The following is a 23,171-nucleotide window of genomic DNA, read 5'->3' as shown; positions in this document are numbered from 1 at the left end:
TCGCACAACACGGAACGCTGTTCATGATCAACACCTTACCCTTGCTGAATTACGTAAAAAGTAACCATGACATTCAGGCCATTAATCAGTGGCGAAGTGATGTTGAACATCAGCTGGGGGAATGTTTTGAAAATGGACATTCGATCCGTGACATTATTCTGGCGCGCTCCAATTTTATTGATGAGGCGCTAAAATTCCTGTGGCAACATGCCGGACTGGACCAGACCGATTTAGGCCTGTTTGCGGTGGGCGGTTATGGCCGCCGCGAAATGTTGCCCTATTCCGATGTCGACATCATGATCCTGTCAGAAGATGAAATCTCGCCGGAACAGGAAAAGCTGATTTCAACCTTTATTTCATCGCTGTGGGATGTCGGTAATTTCAAACCCGGCATTAGCGTGCGTACCATTCAGGATTGCGTGATTCAGGCCACCAATGACCTGACTGTGGCCACCGCTTTAATTGAAGCACGACTGATTATTGGCAATGAACATCTGGCCAAATGGCCACGCCGGATTGTGTCGCAAACCTGGACCGATAAAACCTTTTTTGATGCCAAGATGGAAGAGCAAGCCAAACGCTATGCTCAGCACAACCATACCGAAAGCAATTTAGAGCCGGATATTAAAACTGCACCGGGTGGCATCCGCGATATTAACCAGATTGGCTGGATTGCCAAACGGCATTTCCGTGTCAACCGTATTTATGATCTGGTGCATCTGGGTTTTATTTCCGAGTTTGAGCTGGGCGTGCTGGAAGAGGCTGAAAGTTTCCTCTGGGAAATTCGCCATTATTTGCACCTGCTGACCAAACGCGATGAAAACCGCCTGCTGTTTGATTATCAGCGTGATATTGCAGCCAAGTTCGGCTATGTCCGTGAAGAAGGCAAATCACCCAATTATCCGATTGAACAGTTCATGAAGCGTTATTACCGCACCGCGCAGCAGGTGTCGACGCTAAATGAAATGTTACTGGCCTATTTTAATGAATCGGTGATTACCCCGCGCCTGCCGCAATATGAACGCCAGATTGAAGAAATTAATGAAAACTTCAAACTGGTCGATGGCAAACTGGCGGTGCAGCATCACAAGATTTTTTCTGAAAAGCCCAGTGCGATTCTGGAAATTTTCTATCTGCTGGCCAATCGTCCTGAAATTACCGGGATTCGTGCCCGCACCTTACGCCTGCTGACCCTGGCTGCCAAACGCATTGACCGCAATTTTCGTGATAATCCAGTCCATCAGGCGCTGTTTATGGCGATTTTACGCTCGCCGTACCGTTTATATGACACCATGGTGGCAATGAAACGCTATGGTGTATTGGGCAACTATATTCCGGCTTTCGGGCAAATTACCGGCCTGATGCAATATGACCTGTTCCATATTTATACCGTCGATGCGCACACCCTGCTGCTGATTCGCAACCTGAACCGCTTTAAAGAACCGGAATTTGCCAAAGATTTTCCGGTGGTCAGCTCGGTGTTCCAGCGTCTGGCGCGTCGTGACATTGTCTATCTCGCCGCAATTTTCCATGACATTGCCAAAGGTCGTGGCGGCGATCATAGTGAGCTTGGTGCCGCCGATGCAATTGCCTTCTGCCGCACGCATGGCTTTACCGAGCGTGAATGTAATCTGGTGGCCTGGCTGGTGCAAAACCATCTGCTGATGTCAGTCACTGCACAGAAAAAAGATATTTCCGATCCGGATGTGGTCAAAGCCTTTGCCGAACTAATGGGCGATATGGAGCATCTGGATTATCTCTACACCTTGACCGTAGCAGATATTAACGCCACCAATCCAACCTTGTGGAATACCTGGCGCGCCTCGCTGATGCGCCAGCTATACACCCATGCCCGTGATGTGATCCGTTCTGGCCTGGGTCGTCCGGTGGATTATCAGATGCTGATTGAAGACACCAAATTTGCGGCCAGCGAATTACTGGTCGAGGATTTCTCGCTGGAAGAAGTGGAAAAAGTCTGGCAGGAACTGGGCGATGAATACTTCCTGAAAGAAACCGCCGATGAAATTGCCTGGCATACCCGTGCCATCTTGCAGCACAGTGACAATCCGGCACCTTTAGTACTGATGCGCGCGCATCGTAAATATGCGCAAGATGCCGTGCAGATCTTTATTTATACTCAGGATCAGCCAAACCTGTTTGCCACCACCGTGGCGATTTTAGACCGCATGAATCTGGATGTGCAGGACGCGCGGATTATTACCGCCACCAAAGCCTTTAGTTTAGATACTTATGTGGTACTGGACCGTTTTGGTACCCTGCTGACCGATGCCGAGCGTCAGGACACCGTGATTCAATCACTGGTCACTGCATTAAGCCAGTCGGATAAATATCCGGGACTGATGCAGCGCCTGATTCCGCGCCAGCTGCGCCATTTTGATATTGAAAATACTGTCGACATTAGCCTGAATGCCGCACTCAACCAGAACATGGTGGAAATTGCGACACTTGACCAGCCGGGCTTACTTGCCAAAGTCGGCGGCTTGTTTATGATGCAGGGGCTGGATATTCATTCTGCTAAAATTGCCACCCTAGGCGAACGTGCCGAAGATATTTTCTTTGTCACCAAAAAAGATGGCGCGCCCATGAATGCAGAAGAAGCCAAAAGCTTTGCGGCCAAATTAAAGGCAGCACTTGATGAAGCCTCAAATCAGGTGTGCCAACATTAACATCAACCTATCGGTAACGATTACATGAACTCAAGTTTGTCTTTATTGCACCCTTATCCATTTGAAAAGTTAAACCGACTTTTTCAGGATATACAACCGGCCGATTTACCGCTGATTCCCCTCTCAATTGGAGAACCGAAGCACCCGGCACCGGAATTTGTAAAACAGGCCATTATTGACAACTTCCAGCATTTATCGACTTACCCGAACAGCAAGGGTCTGCCTGAATTACGCCACAGCATTGCCCAGTGGCTAAGTCGCCGTTTCAAGCTGAACAGCATCAGTGCAGATCACCATGTTTTACCGGTTTCAGGTACCCGTGAAGCGATCTTCTCTTTTGTACAGGCACTGGTGAAACGTGAAGATGCACCGTATGTGGTGATGCCAAACCCGTTTTACCAGATTTATGAAGGCGCAACCTTACTGGCCGGGGCCAAGCCGTATTTCATTAACTGTACCGAAGACAACCAGTATTTAGGTGACTTTGATGCCGTACCAGCCGAAGTCTGGGAAAAAACTGCCTTGCTATTTGTCTGCACGCCGGGCAACCCGACCGGTGCGGTACTGTCCAAAGACCAGTTTAAAAAGCTGATTGCGCTGTCCGATCAATACGGTTTTGTGATTGCCTCGGATGAATGCTATTCAGAACTGTGGTTTGATGAAGCACCAACGGGCCTGCTCGAAGTTTGTGCCGAAATAGGCCGCGACGACTATAAAAACTGCGTGGTTTTCCATTCGCTGTCCAAGCGTTCCAATCTGCCGGGGATGCGTTCAGGCTTTGTTGCCGGCGATGCCGATTTACTGAAACCGTATTTGCAATACCGTACCTATCATGGTGCAGCCATGCCGGTACAGCATCAACTGGCCTCTATTGCAGCTTGGGATGATGAGCAGCACGTTGAAGACAACCGCGTGCAATACCGCGCCAAATTTGACTTGTTCCAAAGCGAACTGGGGCATCTACTCCCTTTACAGAAACCGGACGCCGGTTTCTATTACTGGCTCAAAGTTGATAATGATGAAGCCTTTGCCAAAATGCTGATGGAAAAATCGCATATTAAAGTGTTGCCGGGCCGGTATTTATCGCGTGAAACCGAGCAAGGTAATCCGGGTGAAAATCATGTCCGTTTAGCCTTGGTGGCCGATATCGCCCAGTGCGAACAGGTGATTCAACGCCTCAAAGCGATTTTGTAGGTGCTGATATTAAAAAATCCACTCTATTGAGTGGATTTTTCATTTTAGGCAGGACTAAACACTGTTTGCATGGATGAGGATCATCCCCAAAATTAAAGCTGATGCTGAAGTCGCTTGTCCTGTATTAACCTTGTAAAGCCTGTTCAATATCCTGTTCCAATGCATCCGGCTTGGTGGTTGGTGCATAGCGATTCAGCACTTTGCCATCTTTACCAATTAAAAACTTGGTAAAGTTCCACTTGATGCCATTGCCCAAAATGCCTTTGCTGTTATTGGTTAAATAACGGAAAATCGCGTGTGCTTCCGGGCCTTTGACATCAACCTTGGCAAACATGGGAAAGCTGACCCCATAATTTTTCTGGCAAAAGGCCCCGATCTGCTCATTGGAACCGGGGTCCTGGCCACCAAACTGGTTACAGGGAAAGCCGAGCACCTCAAAGCCTTGGGTCTTGTATTTTTCATACAGCTTTTCCAGTCCGGCAAACTGCGGGGTAAAACCGCATTTGCTGGCGGTATTCACCACCAATAAAACCTTGCCTTCATAATCGGCAAATGATTTATTTTTCCCATCTAACAACTCAGCCTCAAACTGATAAATGTTGGTCATGGATAGGTTTCCTCATCACTTTTTTCTTGTGTTTTTAGTTCTAATGACGCCGAGTTGACGCAATAGCGCAAGCCGGTCGGTTGCGGTCCATCATCAAAAACATGGCCCAAATGTGCATCACAATGATGACAGACAATTTCGGTACGCACCATGCCATGCGACTGATCGTTATGTTCTTCCACGACCCCCGGGGCAATCGGACGGTAGAAACTTGGCCAGCCACTGCCGCTGTCGTATTTGGTATCGGAAGAAAATAAGGCTTCTCCACAGCAACGGCACACATACACCCCATCCTGTTTGCTGTTCCAGTATTTCCCTGTAAAGGCCGGTTCGGTTCCTTTTTGTCGTGTAATCCGAAACTCTTCTGGTGATAACTCTCTTTGCCATTCTCGGTCTGTTTTATTGAGTTTTCCCATCACTAACTCCTTTAAATCTTTGACATTCAATGTCATGCTTCAGTACTTCCATATTTACGCTAGAGCTTGCAAAATATCTAGCTAAATTTCAGTATAGATTGTGATAATTGCGTAATCTATTTTTTGCTAACAGAAACATATAATTGGATGGAATTATGTCCACAGGTAACACGACTCCTCGCGAAATTAAAAAATCCTCAAAACTCGAGCATGTATGCTACGACATTCGCGGACCTGTGTTACGAGCGGCCAATGAAATGGAAGAAGCCGGCCATAAAATTATTAAACTGAATATTGGTAACCCCGCCCCCTTCGGCTTTGAAGCCCCGCAGGAAATTATTAACGATGTGGCGCTGAACCTGCCAAATGCAGTCGGTTATACCGACTCCAAAGGGATTTTCCCGGCACGTAAGGCTATTTGCCAGTATTATCAGCAAAAAGGCATTTTTGACCTGCACGTTAATGATGTCTATATCGGCAATGGCGTGTCTGAGCTAATCGTAATGGCCATGCAAGGCCTGCTGGATGATGGTGATGAAATGCTGATTCCAATGCCGGACTATCCACTATGGACAGCGGCGGTTAATCTGTCGGGTGGTACGGCCATTCACTATAAATGTGATGAAGAAAATCACTGGTATCCAGATCTGGCCGATATGGAAAGCAAAATCACACCCAATACCCGCGGTATTGTGATTATTAACCCAAACAACCCGACCGGTGCGGTTTATCCACGTCATGTGCTGGAACAGATTGTCGCGCTGGCAAAAAAATATGATCTGATTTTATTTGCCGACGAAATTTACGACAAAATCGTGTATGACGGCATTGAGCATGTGTCGGTTGCAGCCCTTGCCGGTGATCAGCTGTGTATTTCATTCAACGGTTTATCTAAAGCCTACCGTATTGCCGGCTACCGTTCTGGCTGGATGGCCATTACTGGTGACCGTTCACGCGCGGCCGACTATATTGAAGGTCTGGACATGCTGGCCTCTATGCGTCTGTGTGCCAACCATCAGGCGCAATATGCGATTCAGACCGCGCTTGGTGGCTATCAGTCAATTAATGACCTGATCCGTCCGGGTGGCCGTCTGTATGAACAGCGCAATATTGCCTGGGAAATGCTGAACGAAATTCCGGGTGTGTCTTGCGTCAAGCCAGAAGGTGCAATGTACTGCTTCCCGAAACTGGACCCAAATGTCTACGCCATTGAAGATGATGAAAAGCTGATGCTGGATTTCCTGAAAGCCGAGAAAGTGCTACTGGTTCAAGGCACCGGCTTTAACTGGCCAACCCCAGATCATTTCCGTGTGGTGTTCCTGCCGGCTGAAAATGAATTACGTGAAGCGCTTAGCCGCTTGGGCCGTTTCCTGGCGAAAATCCGCTAAGCTGAAATACAATAAAAAAGCCGTGATCAATTCACGGCTTTTTTGTGCAGACGAGAAAGCTTAAAGTGATTTCAGCGGATTGCCGTATTGCTGTAAATAGGCCTGCCCCAGCGCTTCCGAACCTTTAAAACTGAGATGATCATCATCCTGATTTCGGTACAGCGGCGTTCCCTCGACACTTAAATCACATTGCTGCGCATCACACAGCACCTTGGTCGGCTCGACCACAATCAGTTGTGGGTACTGCTGCTGCAATTCGCTCATCCACTGATAAATTGGTGCATTGCTCTGCTGGAATTCATCTGCCGACACCGCGCATTCACGCTCAATCCCCAGCCATTCACGGCGTAATGAACAATTGGCCTGATCCGGATCAATCACCGGAACATCCATCAGCATCACTACATACTCGCTGCTGGCCAGTGCACTATCCACCGCAGCCTGTAAACCGGCAAAATAACTGTCTAAATGATTCGCGACCTGACTGTCCTCTTCTGCGCTCGGATGCAGATCATGCCCGGCATCCAGATACTGGCTAAAGGCAGCTGACATCACCACAAACTGATAATGATGCTGTTTTAAATGCGCCTCAATTGCGTCATTGCGGGCTTGAAAGGCAGCCACTTCATGCTCACCACGGCCACGCTGGACACCCGGTAAATAAATGGTGGTGTCCTGAGTGCTGTCATAACCACGCAGTCCGGCATCTTTGGCCCAGACATCCAGCAGTCCGGTATAACTGTTGGCATGTGAGTCACCAATCAGCATAAAATCAATCTGCGGTTTTTCCACGCCCAGCACACAGTCTTGCGGATTGGCCAGCGTTTCAGGATTGGGAAAGCTGTGACATTTCTGCCGGATGCCATGCGCAAACGAATTTAAGGCTGCCATCTGGTTTTGCACTTGCGGACTTAGGCGCTCCGGAAAACCCTGATGCTGACTGACCAGCTGCGCCACGCCAATGAAACAGAGCGCCGGCGCCACAAAACCGCTCAGAATGACCTTGTAATTGGCAGCCATCACAAAACCTTTGCTCGGCTGTTCAATATAACGATAAGTCAGATAGGCCAGCGCGATACTAAGCAGCACCATAGCCAGCTGATAACCGGCATTAACCGGCAGCATATAGATACTGAACAGTACAATTACCGGCCAGTGCCATAAATATAAAGGATAGGAAATTTTGCCCATCCAGAGGCTAAAACGGTTGGTCAGTACCACATTCTGCGACTGCATGCTCTGGCCGATATAAATAATCAAGGCCGTTGCCAGACATGGAATCAGCGCCATTGCGCCCGGAAATGGTGTGGCATGATCCAACCACATTGCCGTGCCTAACAACAGCGCCAGACAACTCCAGACCAGCGTTTGCGCCAGCCATTTTGACCATTTTATTTGTGGCAAAAAGCAGATCAGCGCACCCAAGAGCAGTTCAAAGGCGCGGACCGGCATACTGTAATAGGCTTTCTCGGCATTCACGCTCAACTGCTGCTGCGCATACAGCAACGACATGAGAATAAAAGATCCGACCATCAGCAGACCCCATTGCCGGTTACTTCTTTTCATAAAGCACAGCAGAATCAGCGGCCAGAAAATATAGAACTGCTCTTCAACACCCAACGACCATAAATGCAGCAGCGGCACTTCATTGACACTCTGACTGAAGTAATCACCGACTTCACGCTGCATATAAATATTGGCCATCAGAAACGTGGCATAAAAGACACTGTCGAAATAACGACTCAGCTCATCGGGCAGCATCACCTGCCAGGCCACCAGACTCACCACACTCAGTACAGTAAAATAGGCCGGTGCCAAACGCACCACCCGCTTTTTATAAAAGCGACCAATTGAGAAAGTCTGGTTCTGGATTTCTTGGCTTAAAATCAAGGTAATTAAATAGCCCGAAATCACAAAGAAAATATCGACGCCAATATAACCACCGGGGAAAATAGACAGGCCAATATGATTAAAAATCACCAACAGGACGGCAATCGCTCTTAAACCGTCAATATCGGCGCGATAGGCAAAACTCATGAACGTGCAGGGGAAAATTGAAACGTGGCTTATTGTAGACCTTTTCAGTCAAAGATCAATTTTGGATACACAGCGACGACAACATCGCTTTCAGGCTATACTGGGCATTATATTATGTGGGGGTGAGGGATGAGCAACTATAAAGTGCATCTGCTGGATATTGAGAACCAGTTACAGAATTATATTTGGCTGCTGGAACATACCACATCCAGAGATGTGATTGTGGTCGATCCCACCGAAGCCGAACCGGTGGAACAGTATTGCCGTGAGCATGGTTTAAATTTAAGCCAGATCTGGCTGACTCACTGGCATAAAGACCATATTGGGGGTGTGCCGGAGCTGCTGCAATCACGCAATATTCCAGTGTATGGACCACGCGAAGAGCTGAGTAAAATTCCGTTTATCACCCACCCTTTGCAGCATGAAGCCCATTTTAAATTTCATGATCTGCAGGTGGATGTACTGGCGGTTCCCGGCCATACCCTGGGGCATATTGTGTATTTTATGGATGCCATCGATACCCTGTTTTGCGGTGATACCCTGTTTGCGATGGGCTGCGGCCGGGTTTTTGAAGGCACCTTTGAGCAGATGTATCACTCTTTAAACCGTCTGGCGGCATTACCAGCGCGCACCCAAGTGTACTGCACCCACGAATATACCCTGTCCAATGCCAAATTTGCCCTGCATGTTGAACCGGATAATCTGGCGCTACAACAGCGTTATCAGCAGGTGGAAGATTTACGCCTGCTAAATCAGCCGACCTTGCCAAGTACAATTGAACTGGAACTGCAGACCAATCCTTTTTTACGGGTGGACAGCGTCGAAGAATTCCAAAAATTACGTGAAATGAAAGATAATTTTTAAAGCGGTTTAACCGGTTTATAACAGCTGGTGACTGGCCGCATACGCATCCAGCTCGGTCTGTGTCACCACACGTACCGCATTCATTTCATCAATGCGTACCAGCAGTAAGCCGCCCAACGCTGGTTGATAACGACGCGCACTGCCAAATGGAGTGTAGGCCACCTGCGATTGTTCGGTAAAGACCAGCCAGTCTTCATGGCCTAGCATTACCGCCACCGGGGTTTGGCCCTGTTGCTGCATCTGTTGAATGGTCTGCTGTACGTCAGCTTCAATGGTATTTGGCGTCATCTTACTCACTCCTGTGGCTGTGCTTTATGATACCCGATCTCCAGGCCCGCTATGGCTTAAAATAAAGCCATCAATCACTCAGCGTATGCAAATTATAGCCGGCAGATCGCTACAACTTTTTATCTCGCGCCAGGCCGAGGTTGTAAGAAATACTTAAAGATGTGTTGTCATCAATATTTAACAAATTATTTCAAGCCGGCTTAAATAGCCCATAGATAATGTTGAAAATTTAGAATAAAAATACATCAAATATATCAATCAATTAATTTAAAATTTTCTTAAAATTCTGCCGCTTTATTCATCAATACACGTTTTTTAGGCGCTCAAATTCTGGATTTTTTGCTGCAAAAATCATCAATCTCAATATTTTTTGACACATTCTTGAATTTTGCCCTTTAAAAAATCTTGATATAACCATATCTATACTTTATTGAAGATAAGGGAGTACACTCGTGAAAAAAGTGGTAAAAGCTAAAAATTTAATTGCCTTTCGTATTTGGTTAGAAAAACTGGGATATTCAGTCAAAAATTTAGCCGATGGCCGTGGTTTTACCTTTAGTTTTAAAAAAGAATATGGTCTGGTCACTGGTGAACTGGCCGGCAATGCACTAGCCGTACAACTCGGTGAAGAATTTGAGGACCACTTAAAAGCCTGAATTCGTTTACGCACTCTTTGATCGAGAAAAATAAAGTGTTCTCATAACTTGAGCCCGTTGAACCGTCTGTTCTGCGGGCTTTTCTTTGGGCGAGATAAAGGCCTGACAAAATAACAGGCAATAAAAAAGCAGGACATCTGCCCTGCTTTTTCAGAATTTGGTGGGGATGAAGAGACTCGAACTCTTACACCTTGCGGCGCTGCGACCTGAACACAGTGCGTCTACCAATTCCGCCACATCCCCATATAAATATGCCAATTTTTTGAAGAAATACTCAAGCTGGCCGGTTCAACAAAAGAAGCGAGGAGTTTAACCTTGCTGATTTTGAGTGGTGGGGGCGGAGAGACTCGAACTCTCACGCCTCGCAGCGCTGGAACCTAAATCCAGTGCGTCTACCAATTTCGCCACGCCCCCATACCGGGTACCAACTTAATGCTGGATTTCTCAAAATTCTGGCAGAGGATCAAGGATTCGAACCTTGACGAACGGTTTTGGAGACCGTCATGCTACCATTACACCAATCCTCTGTTACCTAAAATCAAGCTCACTTGATATTTAAGTGGTGGGGGCGGAGAGACTCGAACTCTCACGCCTCGCAGCGCTGGAACCTAAATCCAGTGCGTCTACCAATTTCGCCACGCCCCCGATGGCTGTGTATATTATAGAGATCACTTCCCGATGACAAGCCCTTTTTATGAAAAAGCCACTTGTTTGTTTAAATAAAAAACAAAAGCCTCTATTTTGGTTTTTTCTTAAGCATTTTCAGTGCTTAACAGTGTTTTTAAGGCCAAAAAACTGACTTCTCTCTGGCTTTTTTGCTTGTTGAGCATCGCCTCAAGCAGGTCCTGAAAGCCCAAATACGCTGCGGGTAACTCAATTTTAAGCTGCTGACAATGCAAATAGGCCCAATCCTGATAGCTTTTGGCCTGTAAACGGCGCTGAGTCAGCCATTCATAGACAATAATCCCCAATGCATAGAGATCACTGGCCAATGTTTTGGCTTCACCATGAAATAATTCAGGTGCCATATAGCGTGGTGTGGCTGTCATATTGGACATTAGCGGATCATCTATGGCCTGCAACTGTTCAAAATCAATCAGTTTGACCTGCCCTGCCCATTCACGCCAATGTTCGGCTTTTAAATCTGCATGTAGATAGCCCAACCGTGTTAGCTGTTCCAGGCTGTCTAACACCTGCAGCAAGCGTGTTTGAATCTGGCTTGGGCTAAATTGTGAGGGTGCTAAAGTAAAAAACGCCGGCGCATCTGGCACAATCAGATAATCCTGAAAAGTCTCCTGCTGAATGCACAGCATTTCGGTATTTTGCGCACAATAGAAAGGTAGCAGAAAATCCGGTGCATCTGCCTGCTGAAACTGGCGATAAAAATCCAGCTCTCGGCAAAAACCTGCGCTCAGTTGCGGATGCGCATCCCTCTGCTGGGCTTTCAACCAGTATACAGATTGCCCTTGTTGAAACTGAAACAGACGCCGCCCCATCTTGAAGCTTTGCGGCTTGGTTTTTAACTCAAAACAATAGTGTTCAAGTTCAGCCGGACTAAACGGCAATAAATTCGGATTTGGCGTGTTCAACGGGGTTCTGCTGATATTCTAAAAGTTCCAGACAATGCTGAATGGTTTTACCCACGCGGGCATGGGTTTCAATCATGGAGATTTTTGGCCAGGTGGCGCGTTCACCTTCGCGTTGCAGCAATCGGAACAGGTGTGGACGCGGATTTTGCAACATATAGCTATAATGACGCCAGCCATATTTGCCAACAATATTCACATCACCATAATAACGCTGATCGACAATGCCATGGCCATGATCGAGCAGACGGCGTACCGCCGGCACACCACCGACACGTTCACGGGTAAAGTCCATAATCCCCTTACTAATCACTTTGCCCTGACGGCGCACAATACGCTCCGGCCAGCTCAGCATATCTTTACGGAAACGCTCGGCATCGGTTTGCATAAATGGCACCACATGCGGATTGACCTGACTGGCAATGGTGTAATTCACATTATATAAACGCGCCATTTTTTCCTGCGGGAAATCACTACGCACACTGCCATCGACCCAACGGGTTCTGCCCATATAGGGCGTATGTTCCCCATCCTGCCGTTTACTGGACAAACGCACCGGTGGAAACAGCACCGGTACCGCACAGGAGGCCAAAGCTGCACTCCAGACCAGCAAATCTGGCGAGGTATAACTGTTCATGATGCGTGCTTCCTGTGATGCATCATAAGGCGCAACTGCAATATTGATATGCAGCCCGGACACCTTAAAGGCTTCTTCAAAGGTGACATCACCGAGGTTGGTGAGCAGGAATTTTTTTAGATAGCGCACATCGGCAATACCGCCATTGCCCTTTAAAATGTCTTCCCAGCGGCGAAAATGAAAAGCTTCGGTAAAGAACGATTCGCCATTTAAAATGTGCATCATCTCCGATGGTTTAGAAATGCCAAGCATGGCGGTCATAATCGCCCCAGCACTGGAACCGGACAGCACTTGCGGCATCAGGTCACGCTCGAGCAGCGCCTTGCACACGCCGGTGTGGAACAGACCCAGGGTTGCCCCGCCTGAAAACATAATCGCCGGCTGGCCATAGGCCACCTGACAGTTTTTAAAAAATTCGATCTTTTCCTGAGTACTGAGTAAATGGCATTCTTTGGATGCAATAAAGGCCAGACTGTTGCTGACTTCTTCAATATAATCTTCAATAATTTTTTTGGTGCCGACATAGGTCGCAGTAAACAGCATTGGATGGGCAATATTGGCCACATCATAGGTCAGGCCTTCACGCAGAATATACATCAGATCGCTAGTTCGCTCTGCCAGGCGATAACGGCGTAATAAGTTCAGACGATGGGCAATAATTTCAGCATCAAAATACGGCGAGGTGTTGTCATACTTCCATTCCTGCGCCCCCGATTCTTCATCTATTTTTAGTGCCAGATTTTTCCATTCTTCGTAACTCTCGGCATGTTCTATTTTTCGTTTTAATTTTTTGATCCGATAGGCCTGATGAGGATTAATGTCCTGGCTAAACTCTTTAAACAACATAGCTTCCCTCTGCGCTTCGCTGAATAGGCGCTGATCTGTCGATGTCTCCTAACTATGCAGAAATTTCAGACATTCTTCAATTGCATAATTCATGTTTTCATTGCTAAATCATTTCGCCTTGGTATACAGTCGTTTGTGCACCCGATAATCTTTTGACCTAGACCGAAAAGCTGAATAATCATGGCGCATATTGATTTACCCGATAATATTCTCACCTCGCTTGCAACCGTTTTACAGCAGCTCCAGCAACATTTGCCTGAACTCAAGCAAGCCACCGATTTTTCTGCATCGGCATTTAAATGGCAGGATCAACAGTTAAAAGCCATTTACCAGCCACGAAAAATCTATCTGGAAGATTTAAAAGGCATTGAAAAACAAAAAGAAAAAGTAATTCAAAATACCTTACAGTTTTTAAAAGGCTTACCGGCCAATGATGTACTGCTTACCGGTTCACGTGGTACCGGAAAATCTTCCATTGTGCGTGCCCTGCTAACCGAGTATGAAGCACAAGGGTTACGGTTAATTGAAATTGAACGCGATGATTTATCGGATTTGCCTGAAATTCAGAAGCTGATTGCAGATCGGCCGGAAAAATTTATTGTCTATTGTGATGATCTGGCCTTTAACGCCGAAGATGAAAATTATCGTTCTTTAAAAAGCGTGCTAGATGGTTCATTACAGTCCGGTTCAAGTAATTTTGTGATTTATGCCACCAGTAACCGCCGGCATTTATTGCCTGAGTTTATGCATGAAAATACGCCGGTAACGCGGGTAGATGTGCCGCAATATACCGAGCTGCATCCACAGGAAGCGATTGAGGAAAAAATTTCGCTGTCCGATCGTTTCGGGATGTGGCTGTCGTTTTATCCAATGGATCAGAATCTGTATTTAGAAATTGTCGAGCATTATCTGCAAAAGGCGGAGATGGAACTCACCGCTGAAGCGCGTGCCGAAGCTTTACGCTGGTGTCAGGCGCGTGGGCAGCGTTCTGGTCGTGCCGCTTATCAATTCTCGAAGCACTGGATTGGGTCTGCGCAGTTAAAGCAACTTTAAGTTGCCTATATTGCTCTGCCAGACAGAAATAGCGATTATGGATTGAAAATCCTCATCTACAATCTGTTCGCTCATGTTGAAAAGCCCAACCTTGTGAGATTGGGCTTTCTATCTTAAGGATTAATCGCTTTTTCTTTTTTAAATTGTGAAATGATCGTATTCATTTCAGGTTCAAATAATTCAATATACCGATCAGATAACCCGCGGCTTGAAGATGGATGTGGTAAACCTATAATCTGACAGTTTTCAAACTCACAAAAATATATTTTAAATTTTCTTCCTGAAAACTCTTTCTTTTGCTTCACTACAAAACTATCTGGAATTTCTGTACCCACAATTTCTTCAAAACGGGCTTTAACTATAGGATTTCTTAAAAGATGTATCAGCTGACTTCCCATAAACAGGATAATCTTAGGTTTTAAGGTACTGATATGATTTATAAAATATTGACCTGTTCTTCGCTCAACAGATGCGAGTAATTCGCTAATTGATGATTGCAGGTATTGGCCCAATTGGTCTGTATAATGGACTTATCAAAATCCTGACCATATTCATTACTATCTAGCGGATGCCCCCATAAAGCAAACCACCGTTTAATTCTATTATCATAGGGCCATGATAAAGCACCCTGCCCATATCTCGGAACTTTGTTACTAAAGGTACAAGCGATATTAAAATCAACTGGCTTTGCGTCCTGTGACTGCTCCTGATCTTTCTTAGAGTTACCCCATTCATAACCGCATATCATCAAACCCTGCTGATCATTCCAACCTTCAAATATCCCATTACCCAAATTTAAATCTTTATATCTGACTGATTTCATTTTAACTCAATAAAAAATTATTAAATTCATTGCATTATAAGCATTAAAAAAGAGGCTTTCGCCTCTTTTATACTTGCTCTGGATTGGTCAATTCCGTCATCGGCCAGCGCGGTGTGGTCGTCACAGACAAACCATCCTGCTGTCCTGCTTTTAAACGCTGATAACCTGCAAAGGCAATCATGGCGCCATTATCGGTACACAGCGCAGGCTCTGCATAATAAACCGTGGCTTTAATCTTGGCTAAATCGGCTTCCAGACGTTCACGCAAACGCTTGTTGGCACTCACGCCACCCGCAATCACCAGACGTTTTAAACCGGTCTGCTTTAATGCTTTCACCGATTTTTTTACCAAAGTATCTACAATCGCTTCCTGGAAACTGGCGGCAATATCGGCATCACGGTTTTCATCACCGAGTTTCTTCATTTGTACCGAAACGGCAGTTTTTAAACCACTAAAGGAAAAGGTTAAATCCTGATGCAACATCGGACGCGGGAAAGCAAAGGCATTCGGATCACCCTGCTCGGCCAGTTTGGCAATATTCGGTCCACCCGGATACGGCAAGCCCATCATCTTGGCCACTTTATCAAAAGCTTCACCGGCCGCATCGTCAATTGACTCACCCAGCAGTTCATACTGACCAATGCCATACGCGGCCATCAGCTGTGAATGCCCCCCTGAAACCAGAAGTGCAACAAATGGAAATTCAGGCGGCGTTGCAGACAATAACGGTGCCAGCATATGCCCTTCCATATGATGCACGCCAATCGCAGGTTTATTTAAGGCAAATGCCAAGGTACGGCCAAATAGAGCCCCGGTCATCAAGGCACCCATCAGGCCCGGACCGCGGGTATAGGCCACGGCATCAATATCCGATTTTTTCACACCGCTTTGCTCAAGCAGTTCGTTCATTAATGGAATCAGTTTACGCACATGGTCCCGTGAGGCCAGTTCTGGCACCACGCCGCCATATTCGGCATGCAGTTTGATCTGGCTATACAGCACCTGTCCGCGTAAACCCAACTCACTGTCGTACAGCGCGAGTCCTGTTTCATCACACGATGTTTCTAAGCCTAAAACGATCATTAAACTGCCTATAACCTGTATCAAATTTATTGCGGGAACTATTATAGACTTGTGATATGAGATGTAAATGAGTAAAATACTGACCTTCACTTGTGATCGAGGGCAATTCGGCCCCAGATCTTATCCATAACTTAATGAGGATTCTTCATGCCACAAGTTAAATTGAAAGAAGGCGAACCAGTAGACGTAGCTATCCGTCGTTTCAAACGTTCTTGCGAAAAAGCAGGTGTTTTAGCTGACGTACGTAAGCGTGAATTCTACGAAAAACCAACTCAAGAACGTAAGCGCAAAAAAGCTGCTGCTGTTAAACGCTACCAAAAGAAATTGGCGCGTGAATCAGTACGTACTACTCGCCTTTACTAAGATTAATTTGTGATTGACTGCCTGGATTAAAACATGACTACTTTAAAAAGCCAGATTACTGACGTTTTGAAAGCGACAATGCGCGCTAAAGAAATGGACAAGTTAACGGTCATTCGTAGTCTACAGGCGGCAATTAAGCAAATCGAAGTCGATGAGCGCAAAGAGCTTGACGATGCTCAGGTTCTTGCGGTCATTGAAAAGCAAATTAAACAACGTAAAGAATCGGTTAAAGCCTTTGAAGGTGCTGACCGAGAAGATTTAGCTAGTAAGGAACAAGCCGAAATTGAGGTGTTATCTCAGTTTCTACCAGAAGCTATGACTGAGGAAGAACTTGATTCCATCATTGCGCAAATGATTGCAGCGCAAGAAGCTACTAGCATGAAAGATATGGGTAAGGTGATGAATTCTCTGCGTCCGCTCATAGCCGGGCGCGCCGATCCTGCACAAGTATCTGCCAAAATTAAAGCCAAATTAAGCTAATTCAAGTCAGGCATACGCCTCACTTCCTCCCCGAACAGCATCAACAGCTGTATCAGTTTATTTTCCCGAAAATAAAAAAACTGCCTAAAGTTTTAAGCAGTTCTTGAGTCACTTCTATCCGTGTGCACAATTGACCTGATATTTTTTCAGCATCTGCATTTCTTTAGATGAATACACCTGCTGGGCCACATCCTGCTTGGTCATGTTGCGATATTGCGGATCCAGATAGGCACGGTTTTCATCTGCAGCGCTATACAGCTGATCAATATAATTCTGCACAATGCCACAAAACTGCTGTTGCTGCGCCGGACTAAAACCCGATTGCTGCGGATTCAAGCCCTTTAAAAACTGCCGGGTCTGCTGCTTATAACTCTGGTTAATCTGCTCAACCGCCAGTACATACTGCTCCACACTCGCTGCCTGGACCACAGACAGACTCCCCCAGAGCAATATGCCCATCCATAATTTTTTCATCGCGTTATTTAAAATCATTATTTAGCCAAGAGCCAGAATTCTAGCATTTTAAACCCCATGCCTTACAGAGGTTTCCAGCAGACTGACTTGCAAAAACTGCAGTTTTCGATGCGCAAAAGCCTGTTCGGTCGGCGCCGGCACATAGCCTTCAGTCACCGTTCCCAAACGCAAACGCAGAATCCCTGGTAAATCTAAACGATAAGAATAAATCGGGCTACCACATTCCTGACAAAACACCCGCGCCTTATTCGGACTGTGAAAATATTCTTTTAAATATTGCTGGCCGCGTACAATTTTAAATTTGGCTTGATCAATCGGGCTATTCCAGCCCAGCATGGTCCCCTGCGCACGCTGGCAATGCTGGCAAAAACATAAAATGGTCTTTTCCAGCTCGGCCTGATAATGGTAATACACCAGCCCGCATAAACATTGTCCCTGTAACATCATTGTTCTCCTTATTGTTATTATGATTTTTCATGCTGTTAAATTTTGAGCTGTCGTTCCCGCTGCATTTCTGTGGTACGTGTTTTCAGTTTGGCAGTCATGGCCTGATTATCCTTGGCCAGACGCTGGGCATGCAGCAAGGATTTAATCGCTTCTTCCTCCCATCCAGACCAGTATTGCAGTTCTGCACGATAACGCAATACATTCACCGTGCGTAATGGCGAACTACGATCAATATTGGCGGCCTGCTGCATCAAACGCCAGGCACTTAAATCACGCTCATTCCGGTTCAGGAACTTTTGCACCAGTGCCTGTGCTTCAGCCGGCTGATTCTGCCGGATCAGCACTTCAGCCAGCTTGTAATTCAAGGCCCGATTCTCCGGCATAATCCGCGCAGGCGAACTGATCACTTTATAAGCCTCACTCAGCTTATTCTGCCCTAAATAGATGTCAGTTTGAATTAAGCTAATAAGATGATGTAAACGGCGATGATTTTTGGCCTGATCCAAAGTTTGCTGCGCCAGAGCATAATCTCCCTGCCGGGTATAAAAAGCCGCTAAAGCCAGCTGTGCAGCAAAGTTGTTATGGCTGGCCAGCACCTGCAATTGCTGCTCTGTCGCCTGATTGGATACCACCAAGGTGTACTGTTTTAAAATATCAAATTCTTCATCACGTAATGATGATTTCACCCGTGGCAACTGGTTGGCACGTAAACGCGCTTCACTCATCCGTTCTGTGGTTAGTGGATGGGTAAACCAGAAATCTGGCAGGAAACTGACCCGGCTGGTGGCACGATGCATTACCTCAAAAAAATCGGCCATGCTTTGCGGGTTATAACCGGCGGTATACATATATTGCATGCCAATCCGGTCGGCTTCACGTTCCTGATTACGGCTATAGGTCAGCTGCTTATCCATTAATGCAGCCTGTGAACCCATCATTACGGCAGCACCGGCATCACCATCGGCCTGGGATGCTACCAATGCACCCACCAGCACACCTGCTAGTGCCAGCAGACCCTGTCCCTTAAAAGCTTCCTGTGAACGGCTATAATGACGCTGGGTCACGTGGGCAATTTCATGCGCCATCACCCCGGCCACTTCATCCATATTACGCGCAGAAGTCACCAGACCGGTATTTAAGGCAAATAGACCGCCTGGCACGGCAAAGGCATTAATTTGCGGATCATTAATAATGAGCAGACCAATGGGCTGGCCCATTTGGGTCTGGCTGAGCAGATGCGAGAAGACCGAGAACAGCTGGTCTTCCAGCCACGGATTTTGCGCCACCGGCATTTGACGCTGCACTTCACGATAGACTTTTTCACCAATCATGCGTTCTTTTTGCTGATCGATCAGCCCCACCCCTGCGCCAATTTCTGGCACATTAAATTGTGGTGAAGTGGTGAAGTTTGCCCCATGTGTCGAAGTGAATGCTGTAAGCAGGCCTAAACTACCTGCTAAAAACAACCGTTTCAAATTGCCGTTCTCAAATTATCTGCTCGTGTCTTGAATATAGCATTCAATATCGAAGAAATATGCAACGAAGTGTTAGGAAGTTTTACGCAAATCCGCCATTGACCGCGTAGCCCGGCTGCCGGCCTTCCAGCACATCCACCAGATTTTTATAGGCCAGCCAGGCCATTTTTTTACGGGTTTCTGCGGTCGCTGAGCCAATATGCGGCAAGGTCAGCACATTGTCCAGACCAAAGAGCTCCGAACTTTGCAGCGGTTCTTTTTCATAGACATCCAGACCGGCCGCAAAAATTTTCTGTTGTTTCAGCGCGTCAATTAAAGCCTGTTCATTGACCACGGAACCACGGGCAATATTCACAAATACCGCATGTTTTTGCATCAGCTCAAATTCACGCGCACCAATTAAAGCGGTCGAGTCGGCGTTTAAATCCACCGCGACCACCACAAAGTCCGACTGTTGCAGCAGCTCATCCAGACTGCGATATTGCGCATTTAAAGGCTGTGCCTGGGCCAGATTTTCGCGGCGGTTATGGTACAGAATATTCATGTTAAAGCCATAACGCCCACGACGGGCAATGGCGGCACCAATATTACCCAGACCAATAATCCCTAAAGTTTTACCATGAATATCCTGACCGAACTGGGCCGGGCCAACGGTACGTTTCCATTCGCCCTGTTTGGTCCAGCGATCCAGATAGGCCAGCTGACGCGCGGCTCCCATTAACAGACTAAAAGCTAAATCAGCAGTGGTTTCGGTTAACACATGCGGTGTATGGCACAGATAAATCTTTTGCTCAGTCAGATAGTCCACATCATAATTGTCATAACCGACACTGATACTGGAAACCACTTTAAGACGGCTTGCACCCGTCAGGTTAGAGGCATTGAGCAAACGCCCCGCACCAATCATGCCATCAGCATCTTGGACATGAGCACGAATCTGCTCATTAACATCACCCAGTTTCGGGCTAATTTCTACCACGTCATACTGCTGTTTCAGCTGGCTTAAAACGTCCTGATCAACCTGACTAAATGCGATAACTTTTTGTTTCATTCCTGATCCGTCATGTGTTTTTTATCTTGCATAGCCTGCCATAGCTGTTTTTTCAATAGCGGCTGTTCTAGCATCTCGGCCAAAGCGGGCAATGCTGTAGCTTGCGTTAACTGTACATGAGGCAATTGACCCAACACAATGATCTTTTTCTCCAGTGCAATCGCATCCAGAAAACCTTGTACATATACCGAAACCGCTCGACCATCTTGCAGCTCAGGCAAAGCAAAAGGCCAATTCAGCTCAAAAAATTCTGCCTGTGCCGCACGCTGGATATTGCGCCATAACTGTTGCTGCGACTCATTGATGTGGGTGGCATCCAGCACAATCGTATATTGTTCTTTAACAATGGCTTGTAGATGAAATGCATCAATCTGTAAGGCGGGCTGCACTTCCACCAGGGCTGCAGGTGTGACAGGTTCTGCCGGGCTTTCTACTGGATTTTCTTGCGGAGAGACTTGTGGTTCAGCAACAGGCTGTCTAAGCTGTAAGGCAATATCTTGAGGCGCTGCCGTCGCGACAGCTGCCGGCATGATAATTTCAGTCAGCAGTTCTGCCGGGGCCTGATCTCGCCATAAGGAAGATGCGGGTAAATTTTGAGATGCAGCATCTCGGGGAATCCATATATCAATTCCCAAACTTGCCAAAATCTCACGTTGATGCCCAATCATCTGCTATCGTCACTTATGTCCATAGGGCTATTCTAGCCGGATTAGTCCGGTTTTGCTGTGCTTTCTGCATCCAGTCATATCAAAGCTGCTCAATGAGGATGACTCGATCCGCCTACCGCACTCAGAAATAGAGTCCTTAGATAATCATTAAACTGTTTTTCTTCTGCATACGCTCAACCATTTCTTCGGTGGCAAAGCCTAAACGCCAGTACAGCAGCTCCAGTACATCCAGCTCATCCTGAGTGATAATCCGGTCATTCCACAAACAGGCTTCAGCAATACCCAGAATACTTAAACGGTCACGCAACAACAGCCCGGCCATATCATTCAGAATTTCTGCCAGATCAATTGGCTCATCGGAAATTTCTTCATACAGCGACATTTCATACGGTGTCAGTACGCGCTGTAAAATTTTCTCCCGCACTTCCAGCTGGTTGCCGCTATTGATCTGCTGAACATGCAATAAGGCATCAATTAAACGTACAATTTGCGGTTTAACTTCATCCAACGCCGTCGGGGTATGTAGCGGCAGCAGGTTCAACTCGGATTTGACCCGCTCCAGCAGCAAGGCATCCAGCAGTCCAATTTCCCCATCTTCCTGAATAATTTTGGCCAGCTTGGTCAAAAACTGCCGCGCGATACTGGCCGGCATACCGCCAATATTCTGGCAGGCTTCCAGAAAAATGGAGATATGCACCCGACCATCCAGATTCAACAAGGCATCGACAATGGCACGGCTGACTTCTACTTCAGGCGGAATAAATTCGCGGTATTGGCGAATCATTAAAATTGCCATCATCACCTCACGCGAACCAGTGGCCGTCTGCAAGGCACGCTGGATCAGTTCCGGACGCGGCATATTACGGCGGATTTCCGGTTTCAGCGGCTTGATTGCATCTTTAATGGCAAAGCTAATCGGGGATAATCGCAATAAAGGCAAAGGTTGCGGCGAACTCCACGGTGCATAATATTCACCATTGACCTCTTCCAGTGAACGAAACAGACCAAACCAGGGCTGACTGCGCAGCTTTTTTAAATTTTCCAGTTGTAGATCCTGCACCAGTGCCGGATTTAACTCATAAATCCGCGCATCAATACTCGGATGGATATTCAACCAGCTTTGCGGACTCAGCGAGTTGGCAAAACACATATGCGCAATCGATTCCGAATATTCACTGTGAATTTGCGAACCGGCATGGTGCACATAAATCCTGAGCAGGGTTTGAATATTGGCATTGTTCTGGATTAAACGTTTGGTTTTCAGGTCGTTTTTAAAGGTACGCCCGCTCAGGTTTAAATATTTAATAAAACGGGTAATCAGCATGCCTAAGCTGCCAATCAGCCAGATCATGCCGCCCAGTGCAACAAAAGGCGTGGCAGGTGCATAAGCGGTGTTGTAATACTGCTTGCCAAAGCCGAGTTTGGCCACTTTACTGCCCCACTGGCTAAACGTGGTCAGGCTGCTGTAGAGAATTTTCAGCTTGGTATTTTCCGCAGTTTCACCACTTAAAATTTGATGAAACTCATGACTGAGCAAGCCATACAGTTCCTGCTCATCCAGGTTTTGCAAGGCGCCCCAGGTCAGAATAATCGCAATATCGCGTGGATAAAAACCGGCGGTCAGTGCATTTACCCCGACTTCATCCGGCAGGACATACAGCGCCGGCGTATCAATCGCGAAGGTATCGGCCAGCTGTTCGGTAATTTTTAAGGCAACACTTTCTTCCGGCGTGCTTTCAATCAGGCTTAAACGACGTGCACACAGCTGCTTGGCCAGTGAGTGGCCGCCAGAACGGAAAATATATAATTCAATGGCAATGGAAATACCCATTAAAGACAGCAGCACCGCGACCAGATAAGGACTTAAGCTATGCCAGTAAATGGACTGCGAAGCATCAATATAATGCACCAGCAAACCCAGTACAGTATTTAAAATAAAAATGGTCAGGATGACCGCAAGCAGACACAGGCTTGCAGACCACATCATATTCTTGTTTTTAATAAAGTAGTAACCTACATCTTTCAATGTAAATTTCCTTAAATTACA

Annotated in this window: 23 protein-coding genes and 4 tRNA genes; 8 read left to right on the top strand and 19 right to left on the bottom strand. The window is 46.6% G+C overall.

Annotated elements, in window-relative coordinates:
• Positions 1-23: 23 nt before the first annotated feature.
• Together glnD and dapC are read left to right on the top strand one after the other, a co-directional pair.
• The gene (glnD, locus tag FTU54_RS06685) at positions 24-2,687 is read left to right on the top strand and encodes a [protein-PII] uridylyltransferase (protein WP_168400009.1); all 2,664 of its coding nucleotides are present in this window, start codon (positions 24-26) and stop codon (positions 2,685-2,687) included.
• A 24-nt stretch (positions 2,688-2,711) separates the two neighbouring features.
• Positions 2,712-3,881, top strand: coding sequence for a succinyldiaminopimelate transaminase (dapC, locus tag FTU54_RS06680; protein WP_168400008.1), 1,170 nt, complete (start codon positions 2,712-2,714; stop codon positions 3,879-3,881).
• A 124-nt stretch (positions 3,882-4,005) separates the two neighbouring features.
• Here dapC and FTU54_RS06675 read toward each other — a convergent pair whose 3' ends face one another.
• Together FTU54_RS06675 and msrB are read right to left on the bottom strand one after the other, a co-directional pair.
• Positions 4,006-4,488, bottom strand: coding sequence for a glutathione peroxidase (locus FTU54_RS06675; RefSeq protein WP_005177178.1), 483 nt, complete (start codon positions 4,486-4,488; stop codon positions 4,006-4,008).
• The gene (gene msrB, locus FTU54_RS06670; RefSeq protein WP_005177175.1) at positions 4,485-4,904 is read right to left on the bottom strand and encodes a peptide-methionine (R)-S-oxide reductase MsrB; all 420 of its coding nucleotides are present in this window, start codon (positions 4,902-4,904) and stop codon (positions 4,485-4,487) included. The genes FTU54_RS06675 and msrB overlap by 4 nt, the downstream gene beginning before the upstream one ends.
• A gap of 155 nt (positions 4,905-5,059) precedes the next feature.
• Between msrB and FTU54_RS06665 the strand changes: the two genes are divergently transcribed.
• Positions 5,060-6,292 carry a pyridoxal phosphate-dependent aminotransferase gene (locus FTU54_RS06665; protein ID WP_005177173.1) on the top strand — a complete coding sequence of 411 codons (1,233 nt, stop codon included), beginning with the start codon at positions 5,060-5,062 and terminating at the stop codon, positions 6,290-6,292.
• 60 nt (positions 6,293-6,352) lie between these two features.
• Here the strand turns inward: FTU54_RS06665 and FTU54_RS06660 are convergent, their stop codons facing one another.
• Positions 6,353-8,329: an acyltransferase family protein gene (locus FTU54_RS06660; protein ID WP_180074576.1), complete on the bottom strand. Its 1,977-nt coding sequence runs from the start codon at positions 8,327-8,329 to the stop codon at positions 6,353-6,355.
• Between the two features lie 129 nt (positions 8,330-8,458).
• Here FTU54_RS06660 and gloB point away from each other — a divergent pair, with 129 nt between their 5' ends.
• Positions 8,459-9,193: a hydroxyacylglutathione hydrolase gene (gene gloB, locus FTU54_RS06655; protein WP_045795028.1), complete on the top strand. Its 735-nt coding sequence runs from the start codon at positions 8,459-8,461 to the stop codon at positions 9,191-9,193.
• A gap of 15 nt (positions 9,194-9,208) precedes the next feature.
• Here the strand turns inward: gloB and FTU54_RS06650 are convergent, their stop codons facing one another.
• Positions 9,209-9,481, bottom strand: coding sequence for a hypothetical protein (locus FTU54_RS06650; protein ID WP_005177167.1), 273 nt, complete (start codon positions 9,479-9,481; stop codon positions 9,209-9,211).
• A gap of 452 nt (positions 9,482-9,933) precedes the next feature.
• Between FTU54_RS06650 and FTU54_RS06645 the strand changes: the two genes are divergently transcribed.
• Complete coding sequence (locus FTU54_RS06645) at positions 9,934-10,137, top strand: hypothetical protein (RefSeq protein WP_005177162.1); 204 nt, start codon at positions 9,934-9,936, stop codon at positions 10,135-10,137.
• A 158-nt stretch (positions 10,138-10,295) separates the two neighbouring features.
• Here the strand turns inward: FTU54_RS06645 and FTU54_RS06640 are convergent.
• From FTU54_RS06640 to FTU54_RS06615, 6 genes are all read right to left on the bottom strand, one after another.
• Positions 10,296-10,380, bottom strand: a tRNA-Leu gene (locus tag FTU54_RS06640).
• Positions 10,381-10,466: 86 nt separating this feature from the next.
• Positions 10,467-10,551, bottom strand: a tRNA-Leu gene (locus tag FTU54_RS06635).
• Positions 10,552-10,590: 39 nt separating this feature from the next.
• A tRNA-Trp gene (locus tag FTU54_RS06630) sits at positions 10,591-10,664 on the bottom strand.
• A gap of 33 nt (positions 10,665-10,697) precedes the next feature.
• Positions 10,698-10,782 (bottom strand) — tRNA-Leu (locus FTU54_RS06625).
• 107 nt (positions 10,783-10,889) lie between these two features.
• Positions 10,890-11,726, bottom strand: coding sequence for a protein kinase (locus FTU54_RS06620; RefSeq protein ID WP_180074575.1), 837 nt, complete (start codon positions 11,724-11,726; stop codon positions 10,890-10,892).
• A complete protein-coding gene (locus FTU54_RS06615) occupies positions 11,692-13,206 on the bottom strand; it encodes a DUF3336 domain-containing protein (protein ID WP_180074574.1) in 1,515 nt (504 codons plus the stop codon). The genes FTU54_RS06620 and FTU54_RS06615 overlap by 35 nt, the downstream gene beginning before the upstream one ends.
• A gap of 180 nt (positions 13,207-13,386) precedes the next feature.
• Here FTU54_RS06615 and FTU54_RS06610 point away from each other — a divergent pair, with 180 nt between their 5' ends.
• Positions 13,387-14,259 (top strand): ATP-binding protein, encoded by an 873-nt coding sequence (locus tag FTU54_RS06610; protein ID WP_160243372.1) that lies wholly within the window; start codon positions 13,387-13,389, stop codon positions 14,257-14,259.
• Between the two features lie 113 nt (positions 14,260-14,372).
• Here the strand turns inward: FTU54_RS06610 and FTU54_RS15275 are convergent, their stop codons facing one another.
• The 3 genes from FTU54_RS15275 to tsaD all read right to left on the bottom strand — a co-directional run bounded on the left by FTU54_RS15275 (position 14,373) and on the right by tsaD (position 16,166).
• Entirely contained in the window at positions 14,373-14,657 is a 285-nt protein-coding gene (locus FTU54_RS15275; protein ID WP_228153076.1) for a hypothetical protein, read from the bottom strand.
• 38 nt (positions 14,658-14,695) lie between these two features.
• On the bottom strand, positions 14,696-15,082 hold the full coding sequence (locus FTU54_RS15270; protein ID WP_228153075.1) for a hypothetical protein: 387 nt from the start codon (positions 15,080-15,082) through the stop codon (positions 14,696-14,698).
• A 67-nt stretch (positions 15,083-15,149) separates the two neighbouring features.
• A complete protein-coding gene (gene tsaD / locus FTU54_RS06600; protein ID WP_005177148.1) occupies positions 15,150-16,166 on the bottom strand; it encodes a tRNA (adenosine(37)-N6)-threonylcarbamoyltransferase complex transferase subunit TsaD in 1,017 nt (338 codons plus the stop codon).
• Between the two features lie 147 nt (positions 16,167-16,313).
• On the opposite strand from tsaD, the gene rpsU reads away from it, so the two are divergent.
• Together rpsU and FTU54_RS06590 are read left to right on the top strand one after the other, a co-directional pair.
• A complete protein-coding gene (rpsU, locus tag FTU54_RS06595) occupies positions 16,314-16,529 on the top strand; it encodes a 30S ribosomal protein S21 (protein ID WP_001136722.1) in 216 nt (71 codons plus the stop codon).
• A 33-nt stretch (positions 16,530-16,562) separates the two neighbouring features.
• Entirely contained in the window at positions 16,563-17,009 is a 447-nt protein-coding gene (locus tag FTU54_RS06590; RefSeq protein WP_168400005.1) for a GatB/YqeY domain-containing protein, read from the top strand.
• A 114-nt stretch (positions 17,010-17,123) separates the two neighbouring features.
• Here FTU54_RS06590 and FTU54_RS06585 read toward each other — a convergent pair whose 3' ends face one another.
• From FTU54_RS06585 to FTU54_RS06560, 6 genes are all read right to left on the bottom strand, one after another.
• Positions 17,124-17,483, bottom strand: coding sequence for a hypothetical protein (locus FTU54_RS06585; RefSeq protein ID WP_171526532.1), 360 nt, complete (start codon positions 17,481-17,483; stop codon positions 17,124-17,126).
• 48 nt (positions 17,484-17,531) lie between these two features.
• A complete protein-coding gene (locus tag FTU54_RS06580; RefSeq protein ID WP_168400012.1) occupies positions 17,532-17,927 on the bottom strand; it encodes a GFA family protein in 396 nt (131 codons plus the stop codon).
• A gap of 38 nt (positions 17,928-17,965) precedes the next feature.
• Positions 17,966-19,405 carry a M48 family metalloprotease gene (locus tag FTU54_RS06575; protein WP_168405084.1) on the bottom strand — a complete coding sequence of 480 codons (1,440 nt, stop codon included), beginning with the start codon at positions 19,403-19,405 and terminating at the stop codon, positions 17,966-17,968.
• 82 nt (positions 19,406-19,487) lie between these two features.
• Positions 19,488-20,456 (bottom strand): D-glycerate dehydrogenase, encoded by a 969-nt coding sequence (locus FTU54_RS06570; protein WP_180074573.1) that lies wholly within the window; start codon positions 20,454-20,456, stop codon positions 19,488-19,490.
• Positions 20,453-21,124 (bottom strand): hypothetical protein, encoded by a 672-nt coding sequence (locus tag FTU54_RS06565; protein ID WP_180074572.1) that lies wholly within the window; start codon positions 21,122-21,124, stop codon positions 20,453-20,455. Before FTU54_RS06565 ends, FTU54_RS06570 begins: the two co-directional genes overlap by 4 nt.
• A gap of 136 nt (positions 21,125-21,260) precedes the next feature.
• Positions 21,261-23,150: a M48 family metallopeptidase gene (locus FTU54_RS06560; RefSeq protein ID WP_104505564.1), complete on the bottom strand. Its 1,890-nt coding sequence runs from the start codon at positions 23,148-23,150 to the stop codon at positions 21,261-21,263.
• Between the last annotated feature and the right edge of the window lie 21 nt (positions 23,151-23,171).

It is taken from the genome of Acinetobacter sp. YH12116, assembly GCF_013418895.1.
Lineage (GTDB): Bacteria > Pseudomonadota > Gammaproteobacteria > Pseudomonadales > Moraxellaceae > Acinetobacter > Acinetobacter indicus.
Note: the sequence above shows the minus strand (reverse complement) of the source record. Positions and strands in the feature narration are given on the sequence as shown.

Excerpts from the sequence above, each read along its gene's own strand:
- glnD (WP_168400009.1), top strand. The coding sequence starts at position 24 with ATGATCAACACCTTACCCTTGCTGAATTACGTAAAAAGTAACCATGAC.
- dapC (WP_168400008.1), top strand. The coding sequence starts at position 2,712 with ATGAACTCAAGTTTGTCTTTATTGCACCCTTATCCATTTGAAAAGTTA.
- FTU54_RS06675 (WP_005177178.1), bottom strand. The coding sequence starts at position 4,488 with ATGACCAACATTTATCAGTTTGAGGCTGAGTTGTTAGATGGGAAAAAT.
- msrB (WP_005177175.1), bottom strand. The coding sequence starts at position 4,904 with ATGGGAAAACTCAATAAAACAGACCGAGAATGGCAAAGAGAGTTATCA.
- FTU54_RS06665 (WP_005177173.1), top strand. The coding sequence starts at position 5,060 with ATGTCCACAGGTAACACGACTCCTCGCGAAATTAAAAAATCCTCAAAA.
- FTU54_RS06660 (WP_180074576.1), bottom strand. The coding sequence starts at position 8,329 with ATGAGTTTTGCCTATCGCGCCGATATTGACGGTTTAAGAGCGATTGCC.
- gloB (WP_045795028.1), top strand. The coding sequence starts at position 8,459 with ATGAGCAACTATAAAGTGCATCTGCTGGATATTGAGAACCAGTTACAG.
- FTU54_RS06650 (WP_005177167.1), bottom strand. The coding sequence starts at position 9,481 with ATGACGCCAAATACCATTGAAGCTGACGTACAGCAGACCATTCAACAG.
- FTU54_RS06615 (WP_180074574.1), bottom strand. The coding sequence starts at position 13,206 with ATGTTGTTTAAAGAGTTTAGCCAGGACATTAATCCTCATCAGGCCTAT.
- FTU54_RS06610 (WP_160243372.1), top strand. The coding sequence starts at position 13,387 with ATGGCGCATATTGATTTACCCGATAATATTCTCACCTCGCTTGCAACC.
- FTU54_RS15275 (WP_228153076.1), bottom strand. The coding sequence starts at position 14,657 with ATGGGAAGTCAGCTGATACATCTTTTAAGAAATCCTATAGTTAAAGCC.
- FTU54_RS15270 (WP_228153075.1), bottom strand. The coding sequence starts at position 15,082 with ATGAAATCAGTCAGATATAAAGATTTAAATTTGGGTAATGGGATATTT.
- tsaD (WP_005177148.1), bottom strand. The coding sequence starts at position 16,166 with ATGATCGTTTTAGGCTTAGAAACATCGTGTGATGAAACAGGACTCGCG.
- rpsU (WP_001136722.1), top strand. The coding sequence starts at position 16,314 with ATGCCACAAGTTAAATTGAAAGAAGGCGAACCAGTAGACGTAGCTATC.
- FTU54_RS06590 (WP_168400005.1), top strand. The coding sequence starts at position 16,563 with ATGACTACTTTAAAAAGCCAGATTACTGACGTTTTGAAAGCGACAATG.
- FTU54_RS06585 (WP_171526532.1), bottom strand. The coding sequence starts at position 17,483 with ATGAAAAAATTATGGATGGGCATATTGCTCTGGGGGAGTCTGTCTGTG.
- FTU54_RS06580 (WP_168400012.1), bottom strand. The coding sequence starts at position 17,927 with ATGTTACAGGGACAATGTTTATGCGGGCTGGTGTATTACCATTATCAG.
- FTU54_RS06570 (WP_180074573.1), bottom strand. The coding sequence starts at position 20,456 with ATGAAACAAAAAGTTATCGCATTTAGTCAGGTTGATCAGGACGTTTTA.
- FTU54_RS06565 (WP_180074572.1), bottom strand. The coding sequence starts at position 21,124 with ATGATTGGGCATCAACGTGAGATTTTGGCAAGTTTGGGAATTGATATA.